Origin of the sequence: Enterobacter chinensis, from assembly GCF_034008295.1 — a bacterium.
GTDB lineage: Bacteria > Pseudomonadota > Gammaproteobacteria > Enterobacterales > Enterobacteriaceae > Enterobacter > Enterobacter chinensis.
Genome location: NZ_JARDVI010000007.1, coordinates 63,417 through 83,743 on the forward strand (window position 1 = coordinate 63,417; position 20,327 = coordinate 83,743).

General features: G+C 58.8%; 20 protein-coding genes. 13 read left to right on the forward strand and 7 right to left on the reverse strand.

The genetic code is table 11. The annotated features are described in order from the left end of the window. The first annotated feature begins 20 nt into the window (after nt 1-20). Nucleotides 21-1,682, forward strand: a complete 1,662-nt coding sequence (locus PYW49_RS19345; RefSeq protein ID WP_320387253.1) for a putative transporter — start codon at nt 21-23, stop codon at nt 1,680-1,682. Here PYW49_RS19345 and PYW49_RS19350 read toward each other — a convergent pair. Continuing rightward, on the reverse strand, nt 1,650-2,396 hold the full coding sequence (locus tag PYW49_RS19350; protein ID WP_320387254.1) for a GntR family transcriptional regulator: 747 nt from the start codon (nt 2,394-2,396) through the stop codon (nt 1,650-1,652). The two genes, PYW49_RS19345 and PYW49_RS19350, sit on opposite strands and share 33 nt — an antisense overlap. A gap of 222 nt (nt 2,397-2,618) precedes the next feature. Here PYW49_RS19350 and PYW49_RS19355 point away from each other — a divergent pair, with 222 nt between their 5' ends. The 4 genes from PYW49_RS19355 (at nt 2,619) to PYW49_RS19370 (ending at nt 6,337) form a co-directional block, all read left to right on the forward strand. Next, the gene (locus tag PYW49_RS19355) at nt 2,619-4,241 is read left to right on the forward strand and encodes an alpha-glucoside-specific PTS transporter subunit IIBC (protein ID WP_320387255.1); all 1,623 of its coding nucleotides are present in this window, start codon (nt 2,619-2,621) and stop codon (nt 4,239-4,241) included. After that, nucleotides 4,238-5,560, forward strand: coding sequence for a 6-phospho-alpha-glucosidase (locus PYW49_RS19360; RefSeq protein ID WP_320387256.1), 1,323 nt, complete (start codon nt 4,238-4,240; stop codon nt 5,558-5,560). The genes PYW49_RS19355 and PYW49_RS19360 overlap by 4 nt, the downstream gene beginning before the upstream one ends. 92 nt (nt 5,561-5,652) lie before the next feature. Further along, the gene (locus tag PYW49_RS19365; RefSeq protein ID WP_024907384.1) at nt 5,653-6,000 is read left to right on the forward strand and encodes a YidH family protein; all 348 of its coding nucleotides are present in this window, start codon (nt 5,653-5,655) and stop codon (nt 5,998-6,000) included. Next, nucleotides 5,990-6,337 carry a DUF202 domain-containing protein gene (locus PYW49_RS19370; protein WP_320387257.1) on the forward strand — a complete coding sequence of 116 codons (348 nt, stop codon included), beginning with the start codon at nt 5,990-5,992 and terminating at the stop codon, nt 6,335-6,337. The genes PYW49_RS19365 and PYW49_RS19370 overlap by 11 nt, the downstream gene beginning before the upstream one ends. 32 nt (nt 6,338-6,369) lie before the next feature. Here the strand turns inward: PYW49_RS19370 and dsdA are convergent, their stop codons facing one another. Together dsdA and dsdX are read right to left on the reverse strand one after the other, a co-directional pair. Further along, nucleotides 6,370-7,656: a D-serine ammonia-lyase gene (gene dsdA, locus PYW49_RS19375; protein WP_320387258.1), complete on the reverse strand. Its 1,287-nt coding sequence runs from the start codon at nt 7,654-7,656 to the stop codon at nt 6,370-6,372. A gap of 17 nt (nt 7,657-7,673) precedes the next feature. Further along, complete coding sequence (gene dsdX, locus PYW49_RS19380; protein WP_320387259.1) at nt 7,674-9,011, reverse strand: D-serine transporter DsdX; 1,338 nt, start codon at nt 9,009-9,011, stop codon at nt 7,674-7,676. A gap of 204 nt (nt 9,012-9,215) precedes the next feature. Between dsdX and dsdC the strand changes: the two genes are divergently transcribed. Together dsdC and PYW49_RS19390 are read left to right on the forward strand one after the other, a co-directional pair. Further along, nucleotides 9,216-10,142: a DNA-binding transcriptional regulator DsdC gene (dsdC, locus tag PYW49_RS19385; protein WP_320387380.1), complete on the forward strand. Its 927-nt coding sequence runs from the start codon at nt 9,216-9,218 to the stop codon at nt 10,140-10,142. Between the two features lie 84 nt (nt 10,143-10,226). Next, nucleotides 10,227-11,315 (forward strand): cellulase family glycosylhydrolase, encoded by a 1,089-nt coding sequence (locus PYW49_RS19390; protein ID WP_320387260.1) that lies wholly within the window; start codon nt 10,227-10,229, stop codon nt 11,313-11,315. On the opposite strand, the gene emrD is transcribed toward PYW49_RS19390, so the two are convergent. The 4 genes from emrD to tisB form a co-directional block, all read right to left on the reverse strand. Further along, entirely contained in the window at nt 11,218-12,402 is a 1,185-nt protein-coding gene (gene emrD, locus PYW49_RS19395) for a multidrug efflux MFS transporter EmrD (protein ID WP_320387261.1), read from the reverse strand. The two genes, PYW49_RS19390 and emrD, sit on opposite strands and share 98 nt — an antisense overlap. 175 nt (nt 12,403-12,577) lie before the next feature. Then, on the reverse strand, nt 12,578-13,411 hold the full coding sequence (locus PYW49_RS19400; protein WP_320387262.1) for an EamA family transporter: 834 nt from the start codon (nt 13,409-13,411) through the stop codon (nt 12,578-12,580). Nucleotides 13,412-13,473: 62 nt separating this feature from the next. After that, complete coding sequence (locus tag PYW49_RS19405; protein WP_134348268.1) at nt 13,474-13,920, reverse strand: GNAT family N-acetyltransferase; 447 nt, start codon at nt 13,918-13,920, stop codon at nt 13,474-13,476. A 64-nt stretch (nt 13,921-13,984) separates the two neighbouring features. Continuing rightward, nucleotides 13,985-14,074 (reverse strand): type I toxin-antitoxin system toxin TisB, encoded by a 90-nt coding sequence (gene tisB, locus PYW49_RS19410; protein WP_047347446.1) that lies wholly within the window; start codon nt 14,072-14,074, stop codon nt 13,985-13,987. Between the two features lie 522 nt (nt 14,075-14,596). Here tisB and ivbL point away from each other — a divergent pair. From ivbL to uhpC, 6 genes are all read left to right on the forward strand, one after another. Continuing rightward, entirely contained in the window at nt 14,597-14,695 is a 99-nt protein-coding gene (gene ivbL / locus PYW49_RS19415; protein WP_057979964.1) for an ilvB operon leader peptide IvbL, read from the forward strand. Between the two features lie 102 nt (nt 14,696-14,797). After that, nucleotides 14,798-16,486: an acetolactate synthase large subunit gene (gene ilvB, locus PYW49_RS19420; protein ID WP_320387263.1), complete on the forward strand. Its 1,689-nt coding sequence runs from the start codon at nt 14,798-14,800 to the stop codon at nt 16,484-16,486. 3 nt (nt 16,487-16,489) lie between these two features. Next, nucleotides 16,490-16,777 (forward strand): acetolactate synthase small subunit, encoded by a 288-nt coding sequence (gene ilvN / locus PYW49_RS19425; RefSeq protein WP_134348271.1) that lies wholly within the window; start codon nt 16,490-16,492, stop codon nt 16,775-16,777. A gap of 82 nt (nt 16,778-16,859) precedes the next feature. Continuing rightward, nucleotides 16,860-17,453 carry a transcriptional regulator UhpA gene (gene uhpA, locus PYW49_RS19430; RefSeq protein ID WP_014881931.1) on the forward strand — a complete coding sequence of 198 codons (594 nt, stop codon included), beginning with the start codon at nt 16,860-16,862 and terminating at the stop codon, nt 17,451-17,453. Next, nucleotides 17,450-18,955 (forward strand): signal transduction histidine-protein kinase/phosphatase UhpB, encoded by a 1,506-nt coding sequence (uhpB, locus tag PYW49_RS19435; RefSeq protein WP_320387264.1) that lies wholly within the window; start codon nt 17,450-17,452, stop codon nt 18,953-18,955. The genes uhpA and uhpB overlap by 4 nt, the downstream gene beginning before the upstream one ends. After that, on the forward strand, nt 18,948-20,267 hold the full coding sequence (gene uhpC, locus PYW49_RS19440) for an MFS transporter (protein ID WP_320387265.1): 1,320 nt from the start codon (nt 18,948-18,950) through the stop codon (nt 20,265-20,267). The genes uhpB and uhpC overlap by 8 nt, the downstream gene beginning before the upstream one ends. The last annotated feature ends 60 nt before the right edge of the window (nt 20,268-20,327 follow it).

Consider the following 20,327-nt stretch of genomic DNA (forward strand, 5'->3'; position numbering starts at 1 on the left):
TTATGCTAAGGAAGGGGATCATGAGTGATATCGCGTTAACCGTCAGCGTGTTGGCCCTGGTCGCCGTCGTTGGGCTGTGGATTGGTAATATCAAAATCCGCGGCGTCGGGTTTGGGATTGGCGGTGTGCTGTTTGGCGGTATTTTTGTCGGGCATTTTGCCGACAAGCTCGGGCTGGTCCTCAGCGCCGAAATGCTCCACTTTACTCAGGAGTTCGGCCTGATCCTGTTCGTCTATACCATTGGCATTCAGGTGGGACCGGGCTTTTTCGCCTCTCTTCGGGTTTCCGGACTACGGCTCAACCTCTTTGCCCTCGGTATTGTGGTGATGGGCGGGCTGGTCACCGCGATTCTGCACAAGATCTTTGATATCCCGCTGCCCGTCGTGTTGGGCATTTTCTCCGGGGCGGTTACCAACACGCCAGCGCTCGGTGCGGGGCAGCAAATCCTGCGCGATTTGGGCATCGAACCCGGCATTGTCGACCAGATGGGGATGAGCTACGCCATGGCCTATCCGTTTGGGATTTGCGGCATTCTGCTTTCCATGTGGCTGGTACGCGTCCTGTTTCGCATTAACGTCGACAAAGAGGCGAAGGACCACGAAACCACGCTCACCAACGGCCATATGCCGATCAAAACCATCAACATTCGGGTCGATAACCCCAACCTGAACAATATGGCGATTCAGGACGTGCCGATCCTGAACAGCGCCAACATTATCTGCTCGCGCCTTAAGCGCGACGAGATGCTGATGGTGCCCGCGCCGGGCACCGTTATCCAGCAAGGCGATCTGCTGCACCTGGTCGGCCAGCCAGGCGATTTAAACAACGCGCGGCTGGTGATTGGTCAGGAAGTGGATACCTCGCTCTCCACCCGCGGCACCGATATGCGCGTGGAACGCGTTGTGGTGACTAACGAGCACGTTCTGGGCAAGAAAATACGCGATCTGCAGGTCAAAGAGCGTTATGACGTGGTCATCTCCCGGCTTAATCGCGCGGGTGTCGAGCTGGTTGCCAGTCCTGAGGCCAGCCTACAGTTCGGCGATATCCTTAATCTGGTCGGGCGTCCGTCGTCCATTGACGCTGTCGCGGATATGGTGGGTAACGCCCAGCAAAAACTGCAGCAGGTGCAGATGCTGCCGGTGTTTATCGGCATCGGGCTTGGCGTCCTGCTCGGCTCCATTCCGGTATACGTGCCGGGCTTCCCGGTCGCGCTCAAGCTGGGCCTGGCGGGCGGGCCGCTGATTATGGCGCTGATCCTCGGGCGTATCGGCTGTATCGGTAAGCTCTACTGGTTCATGCCGCCGAGCGCCAACCTCGCGCTGCGCGAGCTGGGCATTGTGTTGTTCCTGGCAGTGGTTGGCCTGAAATCCGGTGGGGATTTTGTTGATACCCTGGTCAGGGGGGAAGGGATGAGCTGGGTCGGCTACGGCATATTTATCACGGCGATCCCGCTGCTGACGGTAGGCATACTGGCGCGTATGTTCGCTAAAATGAACTACCTGACGCTGTGCGGCATGCTTGCGGGCTCCATGACGGACCCGCCCGCGCTGGCCTTTGCCAACAACCTGCACGCCACCAGCGGTGCGGCGGCGCTGTCCTATGCCACCGTCTACCCGCTGGTGATGTTCCTGCGCATCATCACCCCGCAGCTACTGGCGGTGCTGTTCTGGGGGATTAGCTAGCAGGTCGTCCGGGTGGATGCGCCGCAGATGGTAGTCCACCTGGTAATCGCTGGTATTTCGGAACATGACGGAATAGTTGAGGAACTCGCCGCTGTCGCTGTAGGAAAGGGAAGTGATCCGCAGCAGCGGCGTTTGTTCCGGCAGGTTCATATAGCCAGCCAGCTGTTTATCTGCCAGCACCGGCGTCAGGCTCTCGTAGTTGCCGCTGATGGTGATCCCGCACTCCTTCTCGATGTAATCAAACTTTGACCCTTCAAGATGCGCCAGAGACAGGTTGCGGAACAGCTTCACCGGCATAAAGCTGTCCTCCAGCATCAGTGGCTTTCCGTCCACGTAGCGCACCCGCCGTGAAAAATAGATCCGCTCATCCACCTGAATCCGCAGCTGGCTGGCGATGGCGGGCGGGGCGGGCATCACTTCGAACTGCAGCACCTTGCTCTGCACCTCTTTCCCCTGCTGGCGCAGCACCTCCACCAGCCCGGTCAGGTTAGTGGTTTCGTGGTGAACGTCTTTACGCGAGACAAACGTGCCGCTGCCGTGCCGCCGCTCAACCAGACCCCAGCTCACCAGCAGATCCAGCGCCTTGCGGATGGTCATTCGCGCCACGCCAAACTCCTGCGCCAGCGCTTTTTCGCCCGGCAGCGGGCTGCCGATGTTGTAGTCCGACGAATTCAGCCGCAGCCGCAATCTGTCGGCGATTGATTTGTAGATCACCAGTAGACCTCTCTGCCCTTATCAGGGCGTGGATGGCGTCCTGACATGTCCATATTTACAGCAAAAAGTAGACCTGATTGGTCAAAATAAAACCATGAATGCGATCACGAATCGCAGCGGCACGCCATGTTCGCGCATCAGTAAGTTCTTATGCTCACCTCAGGCCAGCAAAAAAACATAAAGGCCTCTACCCCCTACAGGTTGTTACGTGAGGATTTAAAAATGCTCAGTCAAATACAACGTTTTGGCGGTGCCATGTTTACCCCGGTGTTGTTGTTTCCGTTTGCCGGGATCGTGGTGGGAATCGCCATTATGCTTCGCAACCCGCTGTTTGTCGGCGAAGCGTTAACGGCCCCCGATCATCTTTTCGCGCAGATTGTTCACATCATTGAAGAGGGCGGCTGGGCAGTGTTTCGCAATATGCCGCTGATTTTTGCCGTCGGCTTACCGATTGGCCTGGCGAAGCAGGCGCAGGGCCGCGCCTGTCTGGCGGTGCTGATTAGCTTCCTGACCTGGAACTACTTCATCAACGCGATGGGCATGACCTGGGGCCATTTCTTTGGCGTCGACTTCTCTGCTGAACCTACCGCCGGAAGCGGGCTGGCGATGATTGCCGGAATCAAAACGCTCGATACCAGCATCATCGGTGCCATTGTGATTTCAGGTATCGTTACCGCCATCCACAACCGCTATTTTGACAAGCCACTGCCGGTCTTTCTGGGGATTTTCCAGGGCAGCTCGTTTGTCGTTATCCTCGCGTTCTTCGTCATGATCCCCTGCGCCTGGCTGACGCTGCTGGGCTGGCCGAAAGTGCAGATGGGCATCGAGTCCCTGCAGGCTTTCCTGCGCTCTGCCGGTGCGCTGGGCGTGTGGGTGTATACCTTCCTGGAACGCATTCTGATCCCAACCGGGCTGCACCACTTCGTCTACGGTCCGTTCATCTTCGGTCCGGCGGCGGTGGAAGGGGGGATTCAGGTCTACTGGGCGCAGCACCTGCAGGAATTCAGCCAGAGCACGCTGCCGCTGAAAACTCTCTTCCCGGAAGGCGGATTCGCGCTGCACGGCAACTCTAAGGTGTTTGGCTCGGTCGGGATTGCGTTGGCCATCTGGTACACCGCGTCGGCGGAAAACCGCGTTAAGGTGGCGGGGCTGCTGATCCCGGCTACGCTCACCGCCGTGCTGGTGGGTATTACTGAGCCGCTGGAATTCACCTTCCTGTTTATCTCACCGCTGCTGTTTGCCGTCCACGCCGTGCTGGCGGCGACCATGGCGACGGTGATGTACCTCTTCGGCGTCGTGGGGAACATGGGTGGCGGCCTGCTGGACCAGTTCCTGCCGCAAAACTGGATCCCGATGTTCCACAACCACGCGTCAACGGTATTCACCCAGATCGGCATTGGCGTCTGCTTCACCGGTCTCTATTTCGTGGTCTTCAAAACGCTGATTGAGCGGCTGAACCTGAAAACCCCGGGCCGGGAAGAGAGCGAAATCAAACTCTACAGCAAGGCTGACTATAAGGCGGCGCGCGGGCAAACCACCGCCCCGGCGGCGGCCAGCCAGCAGGTTGGACAGGCCGCCGGATTCCTGCAGGCACTCGGCGGTGCGGCCAACATCGAAAGCATCAACAACTGCGCCACCCGCCTGCGCATTGCGCTGGTCGATATGGCGAAAACCCAAAGCGACGACGTCTTCAAAGCCCTTGGCGCACACGGTGTGGTGCGACGCGGCAACGGCATTCAGGTGATTGTTGGTCTGCACGTTCCCCAGGTGCGCGACCAGCTTGAATCGCTAATGAAAACCCCTTTAACGAACGACCAAACTACCCTGACAGAGGCTATATCATGAAAAAATTCTCAGTTGTCATTGCAGGCGGCGGCAGCACGTTTACGCCTGGTATCGTCCTGATGCTGTTAGCCAACCGTGACCGTTTCCCGCTGCGCGCCCTGAAGTTTTATGACAACGACGGCGCGCGTCAGGAGACCATCGCCGAAGCGTGCAAAATCATCCTCAGAGAGCAGGCTCCGGAGATTGAGTTCAGCTACACCACCGATCCGAAAGCGGCGTTTACTGATGTGGATTTCGTGATGGCGCATATCCGCGTGGGCAAATACCCGATGCGTGAAAAAGATGAGAAAATCCCGCTGCGCCACGGCGTGCTGGGCCAGGAAACCTGCGGACCGGGCGGGATCGCCTACGGCATGCGCTCTATCGGCGGCGTGCTGGAGCTGGTGGATTACATGGAGCAGTACTCCCCGAACGCGTGGATGCTGAACTATTCCAACCCGGCGGCGATTGTCGCGGAAGCCACGCGCCGCCTGCGTCCGAACGCCAAAATCCTCAACATCTGCGATATGCCGATCGGCATTGAAGGACGCATGGCGCAGATTGTCGGCCTGAAAGACCGCAAACAGATGCGCGTGCGCTACTACGGACTGAACCACTTCGGCTGGTGGACATCTATTGAAGATCTTAACGGTAACGATCTGCTGCCAAAACTGCGCGAATACGTGGCGAAAAACGGCTATGTTCCACCTTCTGAAGACGTACATACCGAAGCGAGCTGGAACGATACCTTCGCCAAAGCAAAAGACGTGCAGGCGCTGGATCCGGACACCATGCCGAACACCTACCTGAAGTATTACCTGTTCCCGGACTACGTGGTGGCGCACGCCAACCCGGAACGGACCCGCGCCAATGAGGTCATGGATCACCGCGAGAAGCATGTGTTCAGCGCCTGCCGGGCGATTATCGAAGCCGGAAAATCCTCCGCCGGTGAGCTGGAAATCGATGAACATGCGTCGTACATCGTCGATCTGGCGACGGCCATTGCCTTTAACACCCAGGAGCGGATGCTGCTGATTGTGCCAAACAACGGGGCCATCCATAACTTTGACGCCGACGCGATGGTGGAAATTCCGTGTCTGGTGGGCCATAACGGGCCGGAGCCGCTCACGGTGGGTGATATTCCACACTTCCAGAAAGGGCTGATGAGCCAGCAGGTGGCGGTAGAGAAACTGGTGGTGGATGCCTGGGAACACCGCTCGTACCAGAAACTCTGGCAGGCGATTACCCTGTCGAAAACCGTGCCGAGCGCGTCCGTTGCGAAAGCGATTCTGGATGACCTGATCGAAGCCAACAAAGAGTACTGGCCAGAGCTGCATTAACCTTCCAGACCGGCATCGCCCGATGCCGGTCTCCTTGTCCTGGTCGATTTACGCTATGCTGAAGCCTGCCTGTAGCACGACAAGGAACCTTCATGAAAATTTCCCGCCTCGGCGAAGCGCCGGACTACCGCTTCTCGCTGGCTAATGAACGCACGTTCTTAGCGTGGATCCGCACGGCGCTCGGTTTTCTGGCGGCAGGCGTCGGCCTCGACCAGCTCGCGCCTGATTTCGCCACGCCGCTGATTCGCGAAGTGCTGGCGCTACTGCTGTGCCTGTTTGCGGGCGTGCTGGCGATTTACGGTTACCTGCGCTGGCTGCGCAATGAGAAGGCGATGCGTCTGAAGCAGGATCTGCCCTATACGCGCGGATTACTCATCATCAGCGCAATCCTGCTGGCGGTAGCGGGCGTGGTGATGGTGCTGGTGTTCTATGGCGGATAGCCGCAAAGCGCGGCGCGAAGCGGACCCCGGCCTGCAGCCGGAGCGGACGTCCCTCGCGTGGCTGCGCACGCTGCTGGGGTATGGCGCGCTGATTGCCCTGGCGATTAAGCACAACTGGCACCGCACCGGGGTGCCGTTCTGGATCTCTGTTGTTGTGCTGGCGCTGGTGGCCCTCATTTTATGGCGCTATACCCGCAGCCGTAACCTGATGGACGTGGCGCAGGACGATTTTGTGCAGCCGAAAGCGGTGCGCGATAAGTTCCTGATCGCGCTCGCTGTTCTCTCGCTGTCGCTGTTGTTTGCGGTAACCCACATTCAACAAATTTTGCACCTGTAGACCGGGTAAGGCGCAGCCGCCACCCGGCATAATTACTTCCCTTTAGCCAGATACTTCGCCATCTCGTCTTCCGGCACCATGCCGCCGCCGGTCGCCCACACCAGGTGAGTGACGCTGGCATCCGAATGCACGCGCAGCGGGCCGGCCATGCCTGCCAGCGCGGACGGCTCCAGGCGAATCCCTTCCTCCTGCGCCAGCCAGCCCAGCATGTCGTACATGCTCTGATCGGAGAGGGTGTAGAACCCGTCAAGCAGGCGCTCCATCGCGCGGCCCACGAAGCCCGACGCGCGTCCTACTGCCAGCCCATCCGCTGCCGTGACGTTATCAATGCCCAGATCCTGCACGGCAATCTCATCATGCAGGCCGGTGTAGACGCCCAGCAGCATGCACGGAGAGTGCGTAGGCTCCGCAAAGAAGCAGTGCACGTTATCGCCAAAGGCCAGCTTCAGGCCAAACGCCACGCCGCCAGGGCCGCCGCCGACGCCGCACGGCAGGTAGACATACAGCGGATGCTCCGCATCCACCACGCGGCCCTGTTCGGCAAACTGCGCCTTCAGGCGCTCGCCTGCAACCGCGTAGCCCAGGAACAGGGTGCGGGAGTTTTCATCGTCGATAAAGAAGCAGTTCGGATCGCTTTCCGCCGCTTTTCGTCCCTGCTCCACCGCTACGCCGTAATCCTGCTCATACTCCACGACAATGACGCCGTGGCTGCGCAGTTTGGCTTTCTTCCACTCGCGGGCATCGGCGGACATATGCACCGTGACCTTAAAGCCAATACGAGCGCTCATAATGCCGATGGACATCCCAAGGTTGCCGGTTGAGCCCACCGCGATGCTGTACTGGCTGAAGAAGTCCTTAAAGCGCGGTTCCAGCAGAATGCTGTAGTCGTCTTCGGTGCTTAGCAATCCGGCTTCCAGCGCCAGCTTTTCCGCGTGGGTCAGCACCTCATAGATGCCGCCGCGCGCTTTAATCGAGCCGGAGATTGGCAGATGGCTGTCTTTTTTCAGCAGCAGCGTGCCGGGAATGGATTTGCCAGATTCTTTCTCCAGCCGCGCCTGCATTGCCGGAATGGCGACCAGTTCGGATTCAATAATTCCCTTCGTGGCGGCCGTCTCCGGGAAGGCTTTCGCCAGATACGGCGCGAAGCGGTTGAGACGAGCATGCGCATCGTCCACGTCGGCTTTGGTCAGCCCGACATACGGCAACCCTTGTGCAAGCGTGGTGGCGTTCGGGTTGAGCCAGGTCGTTTCTTTCAGGGCAATCAGATCCTCAACCAGAGGAAACTGTGCGGTTAAAGTAGTGATAGTTGCGTTTTCCATAATACGTCTCGTCGCGCTCAGATAATGAAAGAAAGCAGGAATGTGCCGCCAAGTGCAAGCACCGAGGCGATAAACGTCGCCGTCGTATAGTATTTGAAGGTCTCATTCAGGGTCGCGCCGCAGTATTGCTTCACCAGCCAGAAGAGAGAATCGGTCACGATCGTGCAGCCAATAGCGCCGGAACCGATGGCAATGGTGATAATCTCCGGGCTTACGTTCGGATAGAGCGGCAGCATCGGCGCGACTATCGCCGTCGCCCCCATCATCGCGACCGTAGCGGAGCCAACGGCGGCATGCAGCACCAGCGCCACCAGCCAGGCGAGCAGGATAGGATGCATGTGCAGGTTCGAGAGAATATGCGCCAGTGAATCCGCCAGTCCGCTGGTTTTGAGAATGGCGTTGAACGCGCCGCCCGCGCCGATAATCAGCAAAATGTTGGCGATAGAGCCGAAGCCGTGCTCGGTGTGCGTCAGCATCGTGCCCATGCCCATATGCTGGCGGATCCCCAGCAGGTAGTAGGCGACAAACACGGCGATAAACATCGCGGTGATTGGGTTGCCGATAAACTCCAGCAGGGTATACAGCGTGCCTTCTTTTGCCATATTCAGCTCGGCGATGGTTTTCACCAGCATCAGGGCAATCGGCAGCAGCACGGTAAACAGCGTCGCACCCAGCGACGGCAGAGTGTGCTCTTCACGCACCTTCAGGTCTGAAAATTCCGCCGGAACCGGTTTAAACGGCAGACGGTTGCCGAGCAGTTTCAGGAACAGCGGGCCACCGACCAGAGAGGCCATCAGGCCCACCATCAGACCGTAGACAATCACCGTTCCGACGTCCGCACCTAATTTGTTGGTGACAAACAGCGCAGCCGGATGCGGAGGCACCACGCAGTGCACCGCCATCAGTGCGGTGCAGAGCGGAATGGCAAGCTTGAGCAGCGACGTGTTGGTCTTTTTGGCGATGGAAAACGCCAGCGGGATCAGCAGTACCACACCCACTTCCACGAACAGGGTAATGCCGCAGATAAGGCCCACCAGCACCATAATCACGTCTGCTGACAGCCAGCGGCAGCGCTGCAACGTAATCCCGATGCGCTCTGCCGCGCCGGAAACTTCCATCATTTTGCCGAGAATAGTGCCAAGGCCGATAACCGCCGCCAGGAAGCCCAGCGTACCGCCAATTCCGCTCTCAATGGCGTTCACCATATCCAGCGGGCTCATCCCCATCATCGCGCCGACGAAAAAGCTCGCCAGCAGCAGCGCGAGGAACGGGTGAAACTTCAGTTTTACGATGGTTAAAACAATCAACACGATGCTGACAAGCAGCGTTGCCACAACCCAGACCTGAGATCCCATATCTCACCTCACCCTTATGTCATCTGGGGGTATTGGACGAAAAAACGGCGTGGGCTGACAAACGATATAAATTGGCGTTCAGGTGAGCCAGATTGGATCAAGTGAGTGACTGAACTCTAAAAAGCACACTTATTTCGTCATTGGTTCACATTAATTCATGCTTGAGCGGTATGCTGAGCGCAGAAATAACGTGTGAGAATTGTGATGACCGATGCGAATGAAGCCAGAAACCGGATGTTAAACGGCTGGCAGCTGTCGAAAATGTACACCTTTGAAGTAGCTGCCCGGCATGAGTCCTTCGCACTGGCGGCGGAGGAACTCTCGCTCAGCCCCAGCGCGGTGAGCCACCGCATCAACCTGCTGGAAGAGGAGCTGGGCATTCAGCTGTTTGTCCGCTCACACCGTAAAGTTGAGCTGACGCAGGAGGGAAAGCGCGTTTACTGGACGCTGAAATCGTCTCTCGACACCCTGAATCAGGAGATCCTGGATATCAAAAACCAGGCGCTGTCCGGTACGCTAACGGTGTACTCCCGGCCGTCGATTGCTCAATGCTGGCTGGTGCCGATGCTGGGGGATTTTACCCGCCGCTACCCGTCGATTTCACTCACCATCTTGACCGGCAATGATTACGTTAATATGCAGCGAACGGGCGTCGATCTGGCGCTCTATTTCGACGATACGCCGCCAAACCACCTTTCTCATCACTTTTTGATGGACGAAGAGATTTTGCCCGTCTGCTCGCCGGCGTATGCCCGCGAACATGAACTGCTTAAAAACCCCCATAACCTCAGCCACTGCACGCTGCTGCATGACCGTCAGGCCTGGAGCAATGATTCCGGCACGGACGAATGGCTGAGCTGGGCACAGCACTTTGCGGTGAATATGCCGCCATCATCGGGCATTGGTTTCGATCGTTCCGATTTAGCGATTATTGCGGCCATCAACCACGTAGGCGTCGCGATGGGAAGAAAGCGGCTGGTGCAGAAACGGCTCGAGCGGGGCGAGTTGATTGCGCCGTTTGGTGAAAAAACCCTCAAATGCCATCAGCATTATTACATCTCAACGCTTCCCGGCCGCCAGTGGCCGAAAATTGACGCCTTTATCGGCTGGCTGAGAGAACTTGCAAGGTGAAGAATTATTACGCTTTGACGCTACACCAAATGTGAAAAAGCGTGCTAAATACAGGTAATGCTTTTGATTTATCCAGGGTAAACCGTGTTAAAGCCTTTTATTGCCTCTGCGTTACTGATCTCTTCCGGCTGGGCGGTTGCCGCTGAGCCGCCGCTGACGGCTGCCCACTATGCGCAGCAGCTGGGCGTCGGAATGGATGTGGACTGGGCGCGCACCGAGCGCGGTATTCGCGAGTTCGATCCGCTGGTGGTTCGCGATTTCCGTGCAAAAGGCATTACCCATGTGCGTATCCGCGTGGCCGATGAACCGACGGAAGCGCGGCTGATCCACCTGCGCAAGCTGGTGGAAGCCTGCGAGCAGTATGGCGTGATCCCGATAGTCGCTTATCAGGCTGATGAATACAAAAACGACCCGAAAGCCGATAACGAGAAAGAGACGATCAACTGGTGGATTGCCGTGGCGCACTATTTCGGCCAGAGCTACCCTCTGCTGGGGTTTGATCTCATCTATGAGCCGGCTGACAAGCTCAATCACAACCTGGCGTCGTTAAACCGCGTCTATGAAAAAACCATTAAAGCGATCCACGACATTGACCCGCAGCGCATGATCTTCATCGCACCGCGCCTGCGCGCCGCGCCGGAGGATTTAACCAGCCTGAAGCTGCCTGCCCATAGCCAGAACTACCTGCTGGCGGAGTGGCATGTTTTCCCGTGGGGGCCGCTGAAAAATAGCGGTAAATATCCGTGGACGTCCGGCACGGCGGCGGAGAAAGCGGCTATCCATAACCGCATCAATACCGCGCTGCGCTGGCAGCAAAAAACCGGACACGTTAGCTGGGTCGGAGGCTGGGGCGTTGGGGAGTCAAGCCGCTTAACGCCGACTGCGTCACAAATGGCGTTTGCCACGTATATGGCCTGCGAGCTGCAAAAGGCGAAAATTCCGTATGCGCTTAACGCGGATTTTCAGTTTTACGACGGAGAAGAGGGCGCCTGGCGGCCTGCGCCAGAGCCGTTATTACAGGCTATGATCGCACCTGTCTGTGAAAAGCCCGGCGAGAAGCCGGGCCATCATGCGGTTAAACCGGCTGCTCGTGATGCGGGACACGCGACGCCAGCGGCAGCCAGCACAGTAAAATCAGCAGCCCCATCAGCGTCATCAGTAACCCCAGACTAGCCTGCCCGGTCTGCGGCATCATCGCGGAGAGCCAGGCCAGCGCGCCGGAACCGATGTTCTGCAAACCGCCCACCAGCGCGCCCGCCGTGCCTGCAAGGAACGGGAACGGCTCCATCGCGCCGCTGGTGGCGAGCGGGAACAGCATGCCCGCGCCGAAGAAGAACAGCGCCGCCGGGATCAGCAGCGTCCAGACGGTCATCACGCCGAACAGCCCCGGGAGCCACATCATTACGCCAGCCAGCAGGCAGCTGATCACCGACTGCCACATCAGGGTTGAGAAACGCTTGTTCTGACGTCCGGCAAACCAGGCGCCAAAGAACGCTGCCGGGATTGGCAGAATAAACAGAATACTCACCACCATGCTGCTCAGGCCAAGACCCGCGCCCAGCAGCACGCCGGAACAGGCTTCGAACACCGCAATGCCCGCCAGACCGCCGATCAGCATCAGCAGGTAGCAGGTAAACGATCCGTTACCGAACAGCGTTTTATAGCTGGTGATGAGCTTCGTGCGTGGCGCGTCCTGCGGGCGCGTTTCCGGCATCCAGCGCGCCATGCTGAAGGTCACAATGATGCAGAGCGTCAGCAGGAAGGCGTAGCAGGCGCGCCAGGACCACATCGTGTCCAGCAGGCCGCCAATCAGCGGTGCCAGCAGCGGGCTTACCAGAATCCCCATATTCAACAAGCTGTTGGCATGGCGGAGCTGGGTGCCCTGATACATATCACGCGGTAAGGTTCGCGCCATCACACCGCCGACGCCGGTACCGACGCCCTGCAGGGCGCTGGCGGCAATCAGTACGGTCAGGTTGTGAGTGGTCATCGCAATCACCGTCGCGACCATGAAAATGCACATGCCGACTAAAATCACCGGACGGCGGCCGATACGGTCGGAGAGCGGACCATAGAACAACTGCGAAACGCCATAGGTCAGCAGGTAGGCTGCCATCACGCTTTGTACTGCGCCCTCGCGGACGTTAAGTTCCTTTGCCATATCGGCAATCGCCGGAATGTAGATGGTTTGCGCCATCTGACCGACGGCCACCAGTAACACCAGCATCAACAATAAGTTAACGTTCCTTTGTTTTTTCATGTCGCTGAATACTTTTGCCAAAAGAGAAAAATGAAGAATAAGTGACTGCGCATTCCCATAAATGCGCGAGGAATCTACCACAGTGAGATGACAAATTAAGCATTACTGTGATGAATGGAGAAACAAGACAAGGCAGGATTTGTAAACAAGATCGGCAACTAATGTTGCCAGTGATTTACGCCAGGCGCAGCAGAATCGCACCGCCCGCAATTCCCAGCGCCGCAGCAATACGCAGGCCCGCAACCCGCTCTTTTAAAAGCATAAAAGCGATAAGCGCCCCAAAGAGAATGGAGGTTTCACGCAGCGCCGCGACCACCGCCAGCGGTGCCTGCGTCATTGCCCAGAGCGCCAGGCCATAAGAGCCCATGGTTCCCACGCCGCCGAGCAGCCCCTTTTTCCAGTGCAGACGGAGATAGCTGGACGCTTCACGCCGACGCGCGACCATCGCCCAGCTCAGCAGGCAGAAGCCGTTCATAAAGAAGGTCCACAGCGTGTAGCCCAGCGCGGTGTCCGAGAGCCGCACGCCGGTGCCGTCCACCAGCGTATAGCCCGCGATAAAACAGGCATTCAGCAGCGCCAGCCAGATCCCTTTTCGCGACTGCATGCGTCCGTTCATCGCCATCGCCAGTATCGACAGGCAGATCACCCCGATGCCGGACCAGGCGAGCCACGAGAGGCTATCGCCGAGCGCCAGCACGCTTACCAGCGCCACCAGCAGCGGCGCGGTGCCGCGCATCAGCGGATAGGTCTGGCTCATATCGGAGACCTGATAGGTCTTCGCCACCAGCACCGTGTACACCACCTGTAAGGCGCAGGAGACAATCAAAAACGGCCAGCTTGCGGCAGAAGGCTGCGGCGAGAAGGGGAGCAGCACCAGGGCAATCAGCGTGGCGGAGCCGCTGACGCTGATTGCAGAATAGAGCTTGTCCGTTCCGGCTTTGACGATGGCGTTCCAGCTGGCATGCAGCAGCGCGGCGAAGAGTAAAATGCAGAAAACGGTGATGGTCATGGCGTGTCGGGTGGTGAGTTGTCACTTAACTGTAACATTCGCAATCCGATGCCGCCAGCCGCTCAAATTGCGCAAAACAGACGGTGCGTCACCCGCGGTTCGTCAGACACCAGCGTAAAACCCGCCTGACGATAGAAACCGTACGCGGCGTCCGGCGCATGGGTATTGAGGAAATCAAACCAGATGCTGGCATCGGCCATCACCACGGTCAAAAGCTGTTTGCCAATGCCCAACCCGCGGCACTTCTCGCTGACGTAGAGATGGCGAATGCGGCCGGCGCGCGGCTGCTGGCTGAACGGATCGCGGTTAAGACCGCATACGCCCACCAGCTTGCCGTTGAGAAAGGCGCCCAGCAGCTTTTCGCCCGGCGCGTTAAAGCGGTTTTCACCCCGCTGCCAGTTCTCTTCCAGCCTGCGCAGCATGTTGAAATTCAATGCGATACTTTCAGCCTTCAGGGCGATGTACCCTGGCTCTTCTGGCGTAACAGGCTCAATTAACAGACGCGACATAGCATTCCCTCGTTATTAAAGAGGGGCGGTTTCCCGCCCCTCTCAGGTGCGACTTGAACCTGAATCAGCGAATGAATTTCAGGACAGCATCAAGCAGTTGCAGTACAGCAACAATGAGTTTGAGGATAAGTATCACCATATCCACTACGCTCATACGCGTCTCCTTTTGGTTAAAAGGAGCACGATGCTGGCGTACCTTTCCGCCGCCTGTTGCCAGCACCTGGATTGACGTAACACAGTGTGCTCACTTCAGGGGTTAAGGCACTGACGGCACCACCCGTTTCAGCCAGGACTTCGTTGCGCCGGTAGAACTGCGGCCCCCTCGCTCACTGCGAACATCCTCATTATAGATAAATACTGTATGTATGAACAGTATTTTTTGGACAGAACACGAAACCCCATCCATACTCAAAAACGTCAAAATCCGTGCCTGAATTGCGCGTTCGTCTTCGATCGCGTATACTTTTTTGCGTTGACGTAACACAGTGTGTTCTGCGGCGACCAACCGCAAAACCCTGATAAAAACCTCGCTCCGGCGGGGTTTTTTGTTTTTATCACTTAACAAACGAAACGTGATCCCTGACGCATTTTTGCGCAGATGAAAATATTTCCATTGTCACGCCGAAAAACCTGTGTTTGTATAAATTCAATCAATGAATCCAAACACAGGTCCCCAATGACTTCATCCATCTTCACTTCGACCCTACTAAAAACTGCGCAACCAGCCGCAGTGGTAGTCGTGCGTGTGGTGGTGGTCGTCGGCAATGCGCCGTAGGGACTGGATCAACACACGAATCCAAAACCCCGCCGGCGCAAACCGGGCGGGGTTTTTAGTTTAAACGCCTCCCGGAAAGTCGGCCCATAAAAGGACTGGAGCATGGCAATTTCGGGCACAACATCCACCAAGACGCGTTTCACCGGCGCGCAGCTGATCGTTCATTTGCTGGAACGGCAAGGTATCACCACGGTTGCGGGCATCCCTGGCGGCACGGTGCTGCCGCTGTACGATGCGTTAAGCCAAAGCACGCAGATCCGCCACGTGCTGGCGCGCCACGAGCAAGGGGCAGGCTTTATCGCTCAGGGCATGGCGCGTACCCAGGGCAAACCGGCGGTCTGTATGGCCTGCAGCGGCCCGGGTGCAACCAACCTGGTGACCGCCATCGCAGACGCGCGCCTCGACTCCATTCCGCTGATCTGCATCACGGGTCAGGTGCCGTCCTCGATGATCGGTACCGATGCATTCCAGGAAGTGGATACCTACGGCATCTCTATCCCCATCACCAAACATAACTATTTAGTTCGCGACATCGCCGAGCTTCCTCAGGTTATCAGCGATGCGTTTCGCATTGCGCAGTCTGGCCGTCCAGGCCCGGTGTGGATAGACATTCCTAAGGATGTCCAGACCGCGGAAATTGAGATCGACGTGCTGCCGGAGCCGGGCGACCGTGCGCCCGCGCCAGAATTCAGCGCTGAGAGCGTGCGCGATGCCGCCGCCATGATTAACGCCGCCAAACGTCCGGTGCTCTATCTGGGCGGTGGGGCAATTAACGCCGCAGATGAAATCCGTCAGTTTGCAGAAAAAGCCAATCTGCCCACCACCATGACCCTGATGGCGCTCGGCATGCTGCCCAAAGCGCACCCGCTGTCTCTGGGAATGCTGGGCATGCACGGCGCGCGCAGCACCAACTACATTCTGCAAGAGGCTGATTTACTGATTGTTATGGGCGCGCGTTTTGATGACCGGGCGATTGGTAAAACCGAACAGTTCTGCCCGAATGCCAAAATCATTCACGTGGATATCGACCGCGCCGAGCTGGGCAAAATCAAACAGCCGCATGTGGCTATTCAGGGGGATGTGGCGGAAGTGCTGGCGCAGCTGATCCCGCAAACTGACGCAACTGACCGCGCCGACTGGCGTCAGCTGGTGGCCGATCTGCAGCGCGAGTTCCCTGGCGCCATCCCAACCGAAGGCGACCCGCTGAGCCACTACGGGCTGATTAACGCCGTTGCCGCCTGCGTGGACGACAGCGCGATCGTTACCACCGACGTTGGGCAGCACCAGATGTGGACTGCCCAGGCGTACCCGCTGAACCGTCCGCGCCAGTGGCTGACCTCTGGCGGCCTGGGTACCATGGGCTTTGGCCTGCCCGCCGCCGTGGGCGCGGCGCTGGCCAATCCGGACCGTAAGGTGATCTGCTTCTCCGGTGACGGCAGCCTGATGATGAACATTCAGGAAATGGCGACCGCAGCCGAAAACCAGCTGGACGTGAAAATCATTCTGATGAACAACGAGGCGCTGGGGCTGGTACACCAGCAGCAAAGCCTGTTCTACAAGCAGGGGGTATTTGCCGCGACCTATCCGGGGATGATTAACTTTATGCAGATTGCCGCCGGTTTTGGCCTGCACACCTGCGATCTGAACGCGGAAGAGGATGCCCACGCGGCACTGCAGGAGGCGATCTCTCGCCCTGGTCCGGCGCTGATCCACGTGCGTATCGATCCTGAACAAAAAGTGTATCCGATGGTGCCGCCAGGTGCGGCAAATACTGAGATGGTGGGGGAATAAGCCATGCAGAAACAACATGATAACGTCATTCTGGAACTCACCGTCCGCAACCACCCTGGCGTCATGACTCACGTCTGCGGGCTGTTTGCCCGCCGCGCGTTTAACGTGGAAGGCATTCTCTGTCTGCCGATTCAGGGCAGCGAGCACAGTCGCATCTGGCTACTGGTCAATGATGACCAGCGTCTGGAGCAGATGATGGCTCAGATCGACAAGCTGGAAGACGTCACCAAAGTGGCACGCAACCAGTCCGATCCCGCCATGTTTAACAAAATTGCGGTGTTCTTCGAGTAAATCGCTTAAGGTAAGCGTCTTTCGCTCTTGTAGGCCGGATAAGCGCAGCGCCATCCGGCTTTTTCAGACCGCAGGAACTCACATGACCACCATCGCCCTTATCGACGACCACCTTATCGTCCGCTCCGGATTTGCCCAGCTTCTCAACCTCGAACCCGATTTTCAGGTCGTGGCCGAGTTCGGCTCTGGTCGCGAAGCGCTGGCGGGCCTGCCGGGGCGCGGCGTGCAGGTCTGTATCTGCGACATCTCGATGCCGGATCTCTCCGGGCTTGAGCTGCTAAGCCAGCTTCCAAAAGGCATGGCGACTATCATGCTGTCGGTCCACGACAGCCCGGCGCTGGTGGAGCAGGCGCTTAACGCGGGGGCACGCGGGTTTCTCTCAAAACGCTGTAGCCCGGACGAGCTGATCGCCGCCGTGCGTACCGTCTCCACCGGCGGCTGCTATTTAACTCCGGATATCGCCATCAAGCTGGCGGCCGGACGCCAGGATCCGCTCACAAAGCGCGAGCGTCAGGTTGCGGAAAAACTCGCGCAGGGGATGTCGGTAAAAGAGATTGCCGCCGAGCTGGATCTGTCCCCGAAAACCGTGCACGTTCATCGCGCCAACCTGATGGAAAAACTTAACGTCAGCAACGACGTCGAGCTGGCGCGCCGCATGTTCGACAGCTGGCAATGAGTCCCGTCTTTTCGCGGCTAATCGCCGTCGTTGCCAGCTTCTTTATCTTCTCCGCCGCCTGGTTCTGCCTGTGGAGCATCAGCCTGCACCTGGTGGAACGCCCGGAGCTGGCGGTGCTGTTGTTTCCCTTCGGTCTGCGTCTGGGGCTGATGCTGCAATGTCCGCGCGGCTACTGGCCCGTTTTGCTGGGTGCTGAATGGCTGATGCTGGTCTGGCTGTCGCAGGAAGTCGCCCTCGCGCATCTGCCCTTATTGATGACCGGAAGCCTGCTCACGCTTCTTCCGGTTGCGCTTATTTCCCGCTATCGTCACCAGCGCGACTGGCGCACGCTGCTGCGTCAGGGGGCGGCGCTGATTGCCGCAGCCTTGCTGCAGTCCTTGCCGTGGATGGGGGAAAAGGAGATGCTCAACGCGCTGCTGCTGACCCTCACCGGCGGCCTGACGCTGGCCCCGACCTGTCTGGTTATCTGGTATTACCTCACCAGCACCGTCTGGCAGCCGCTTGGCCCGGCGCTGGTATCTCAACCCGTGAACTGGCGCGCCCGGCATCTCATCTGGTATCTGCTGCTGTTTGTGGTAAGCCTGTGGCTTCAACTGGGTTTACCGGCCGAGCTTTCGCGCTTTACCCCATTTTGCCTGGCGCTCCCAATTATCGCACTGGCCTGGCACTATGGCTGGCAGGGAGCGCTGATCGCCACGCTGATGAACGCCATCGCGCTGATTGCCAGCCAGACCTGGCACGACCATCCGGTGGACCTCCTGCTTTCCCTGCTGGCCCAGAGCCTGACCGGGCTGCTGCTGGGGGCGGGCATTCAGCGCCTGCGCGAGCTGAACCAGTCCCTGCAGACCGAACTGGCGCGCAACCGTCGTCTGGCGGAGCGCCTGCTGGAGACCGAAGAGAGCGTACGGCAGGAGGTTGCCCGCGAGCTGCACGATGATATCGGCCAGACCATCACCGCCATCCGCACGCAGGCGGGCATCATCCAGCGTCTGGCGGCGGAAAACGCCGGCGTGAAGCAGGGCGGGGCGCATATCGAACAGCTTTCGCTGGGGGTCTATGACTCCGTTCGCCGCCTGTTAGGACGGCTGCGCCCGCGCCAGCTCGATGACCTGACGCTGGAGCAGGCGGTACGCTCCCTGATGCGCGAGATGGAGCTGGAAAGCCGCGGCATTGTCAGCCATCTCGACTGGCGCATCAATGAAGCCACCCTGAGCGAAGGCCAGCGCGTGACGCTGTTCCGCGTCTGTCAGGAAGGGCTGAACAATATCGTCAAACACGCCAACGCCAGCGCGGTGACGCTGCAGGGCTGGCAGCAGGATGAAAGCCTTAAGTTGGTGATAGAGGACGACGGCTGCGGCCTGCCGCCGGGCTCCGGCCAACAGGGCTTTGGCCTGGCGGGCATGCGCGAGCGCGTGAAGGCGCTCGGCGGCACGCTGAACATCTCCTGCACCCACGGGACGCGCGTCAGCGTCAGCCTGCCGCTAAGGAGCCACCATGTTTAAAACCCCTGTTAACGCCGCGCCGATAGGCAATAAAGCGGAAATCGACGCCCGCTACCGCTACTGGCGTCGCCATATCCTGATCACCATCTGGCTCGGCTATGCGCTGTTCTACTTCACCCGCAAAAGCTTCAACGCCGCCGCGCCGGAAATCCTCGCCAGCGGCGTGATGACGCGTACCGATATTGGCCTGCTGGCGACGCTGTTTTACATCACCTACGGCCTGTCGAAGTTCTTCTCCGGCATCGTCAGCGACCGCTCCAACGCGCGCTATTTCATGGGCGTTGGGCTGATTGCCACCGGCGTGGTGAATATCCTGTTTGGTTTCTCCACTTCTCTCTGGGCCTTTGCTCTGCTGTGGGCGCTGAATGCGTTTTTCCAGGGCTGGGGCGCGCCGGTCTGCGCCCGCCTGCTCACGGCGTGGTACTCGCGCAACGAGCGCGGCGGCTGGTGGGCAGTCTGGAACACCGCGCATAACGTCGGCGGGGCGCTGATCCCGATGGTGGTGGGCGCGGCGGCGCTGCACTACGGCTGGCGCGCTGGAATGATGATTGCCGGCGGGCTTGCCATTCTCGCCGGGCTGTTCCTCTGCTGGCGCCTGCGCGACAGGCCACAAACCGTTGGTTTGCCCGCGGTGGGCGACTGGCGGCACGATGAGATGGAAATGGCGCAACAGCAGGAGGGGGCGGGGCTGACGCGTAAAGAGATCCTCACCAAATACGTGCTGCTAAACCCCTATATCTGGCTTCTCTCGCTCTGCTACGTGCTGGTTTACGTGGTGCGTGCGGCCATCAACGACTGGGGCAATCTGTACATGTCCGAGACGCTCGGCGTGGACCTGGTGACCGCCAACTCGGCGGTGACGATGTTCGAGCTGGGCGGGTTTATCGGCGCGCTGGTGGCGGGCTGGGGCTCGGATAAGCTGTTCAACGGCAACCGCGGCCCAATGAACCTGATTTTCGCCGCCGGGATTTTGCTCTCCGTCGGCTCCCTGTGGCTGATGCCGTTTGCCAGCTACGTGATGCAGGCGGCGTGCTTCTTCACCACCGGTTTCTTCGTGTTCGGCCCGCAGATGCTGATCGGCATGGCGGCGGCGGAGTGTTCCCACAAGGAGGCGGCCGGCGCGGCGACGGGCTTTGTCGGGCTGTTTGCCTACCTCGGCGCGTCGCTCTCCGGCTGGCCGCTGGCGCGGGTGATCGACATCTGGCACTGGAGCGGTTTCTTCGCGGTGATCGCCATCGCTGCGGGGATTTCTGCCCTGCTGCTGCTGCCGTTTTTGAACGCGCAGGCGCCGCGCGAGTCCAGCGTGATGTGATGCGCCTCACCTTTTCGCCCCGAATGGCATAAAACTAAGAAATTTTCCCGGTTTTACCTG

Coding starts and splice junctions, on each gene's coding strand:
- PYW49_RS19345 (WP_320387253.1), top strand. CDS start 21: ATGAGTGATATCGCGTTAACCGTCAGCGTGTTGGCCCTGGTCGCCGTC.
- PYW49_RS19355 (WP_320387255.1), top strand. CDS start 2,619: ATGCTCAGTCAAATACAACGTTTTGGCGGTGCCATGTTTACCCCGGTG.
- PYW49_RS19360 (WP_320387256.1), top strand. CDS start 4,238: ATGAAAAAATTCTCAGTTGTCATTGCAGGCGGCGGCAGCACGTTTACG.
- PYW49_RS19365 (WP_024907384.1), top strand. CDS start 5,653: ATGAAAATTTCCCGCCTCGGCGAAGCGCCGGACTACCGCTTCTCGCTG.
- PYW49_RS19370 (WP_320387257.1), top strand. CDS start 5,990: ATGGCGGATAGCCGCAAAGCGCGGCGCGAAGCGGACCCCGGCCTGCAG.
- dsdA (WP_320387258.1), bottom strand. CDS start 7,656: ATGGAAAACGCAACTATCACTACTTTAACCGCACAGTTTCCTCTGGTT.
- dsdX (WP_320387259.1), bottom strand. CDS start 9,011: ATGGGATCTCAGGTCTGGGTTGTGGCAACGCTGCTTGTCAGCATCGTG.
- dsdC (WP_320387380.1), top strand. CDS start 9,216: ATGACCGATGCGAATGAAGCCAGAAACCGGATGTTAAACGGCTGGCAG.
- emrD (WP_320387261.1), bottom strand. CDS start 12,402: ATGAAAAAACAAAGGAACGTTAACTTATTGTTGATGCTGGTGTTACTG.
- PYW49_RS19400 (WP_320387262.1), bottom strand. CDS start 13,411: ATGACCATCACCGTTTTCTGCATTTTACTCTTCGCCGCGCTGCTGCAT.
- PYW49_RS19405 (WP_134348268.1), bottom strand. CDS start 13,920: ATGTCGCGTCTGTTAATTGAGCCTGTTACGCCAGAAGAGCCAGGGTAC.
- tisB (WP_047347446.1), bottom strand. CDS start 14,074: ATGAGCGTAGTGGATATGGTGATACTTATCCTCAAACTCATTGTTGCT.
- ivbL (WP_057979964.1), top strand. CDS start 14,597: ATGACTTCATCCATCTTCACTTCGACCCTACTAAAAACTGCGCAACCA.
- ilvB (WP_320387263.1), top strand. CDS start 14,798: ATGGCAATTTCGGGCACAACATCCACCAAGACGCGTTTCACCGGCGCG.
- ilvN (WP_134348271.1), top strand. CDS start 16,490: ATGCAGAAACAACATGATAACGTCATTCTGGAACTCACCGTCCGCAAC.
- uhpA (WP_014881931.1), top strand. CDS start 16,860: ATGACCACCATCGCCCTTATCGACGACCACCTTATCGTCCGCTCCGGA.
- uhpB (WP_320387264.1), top strand. CDS start 17,450: ATGAGTCCCGTCTTTTCGCGGCTAATCGCCGTCGTTGCCAGCTTCTTT.
- uhpC (WP_320387265.1), top strand. CDS start 18,948: ATGTTTAAAACCCCTGTTAACGCCGCGCCGATAGGCAATAAAGCGGAA.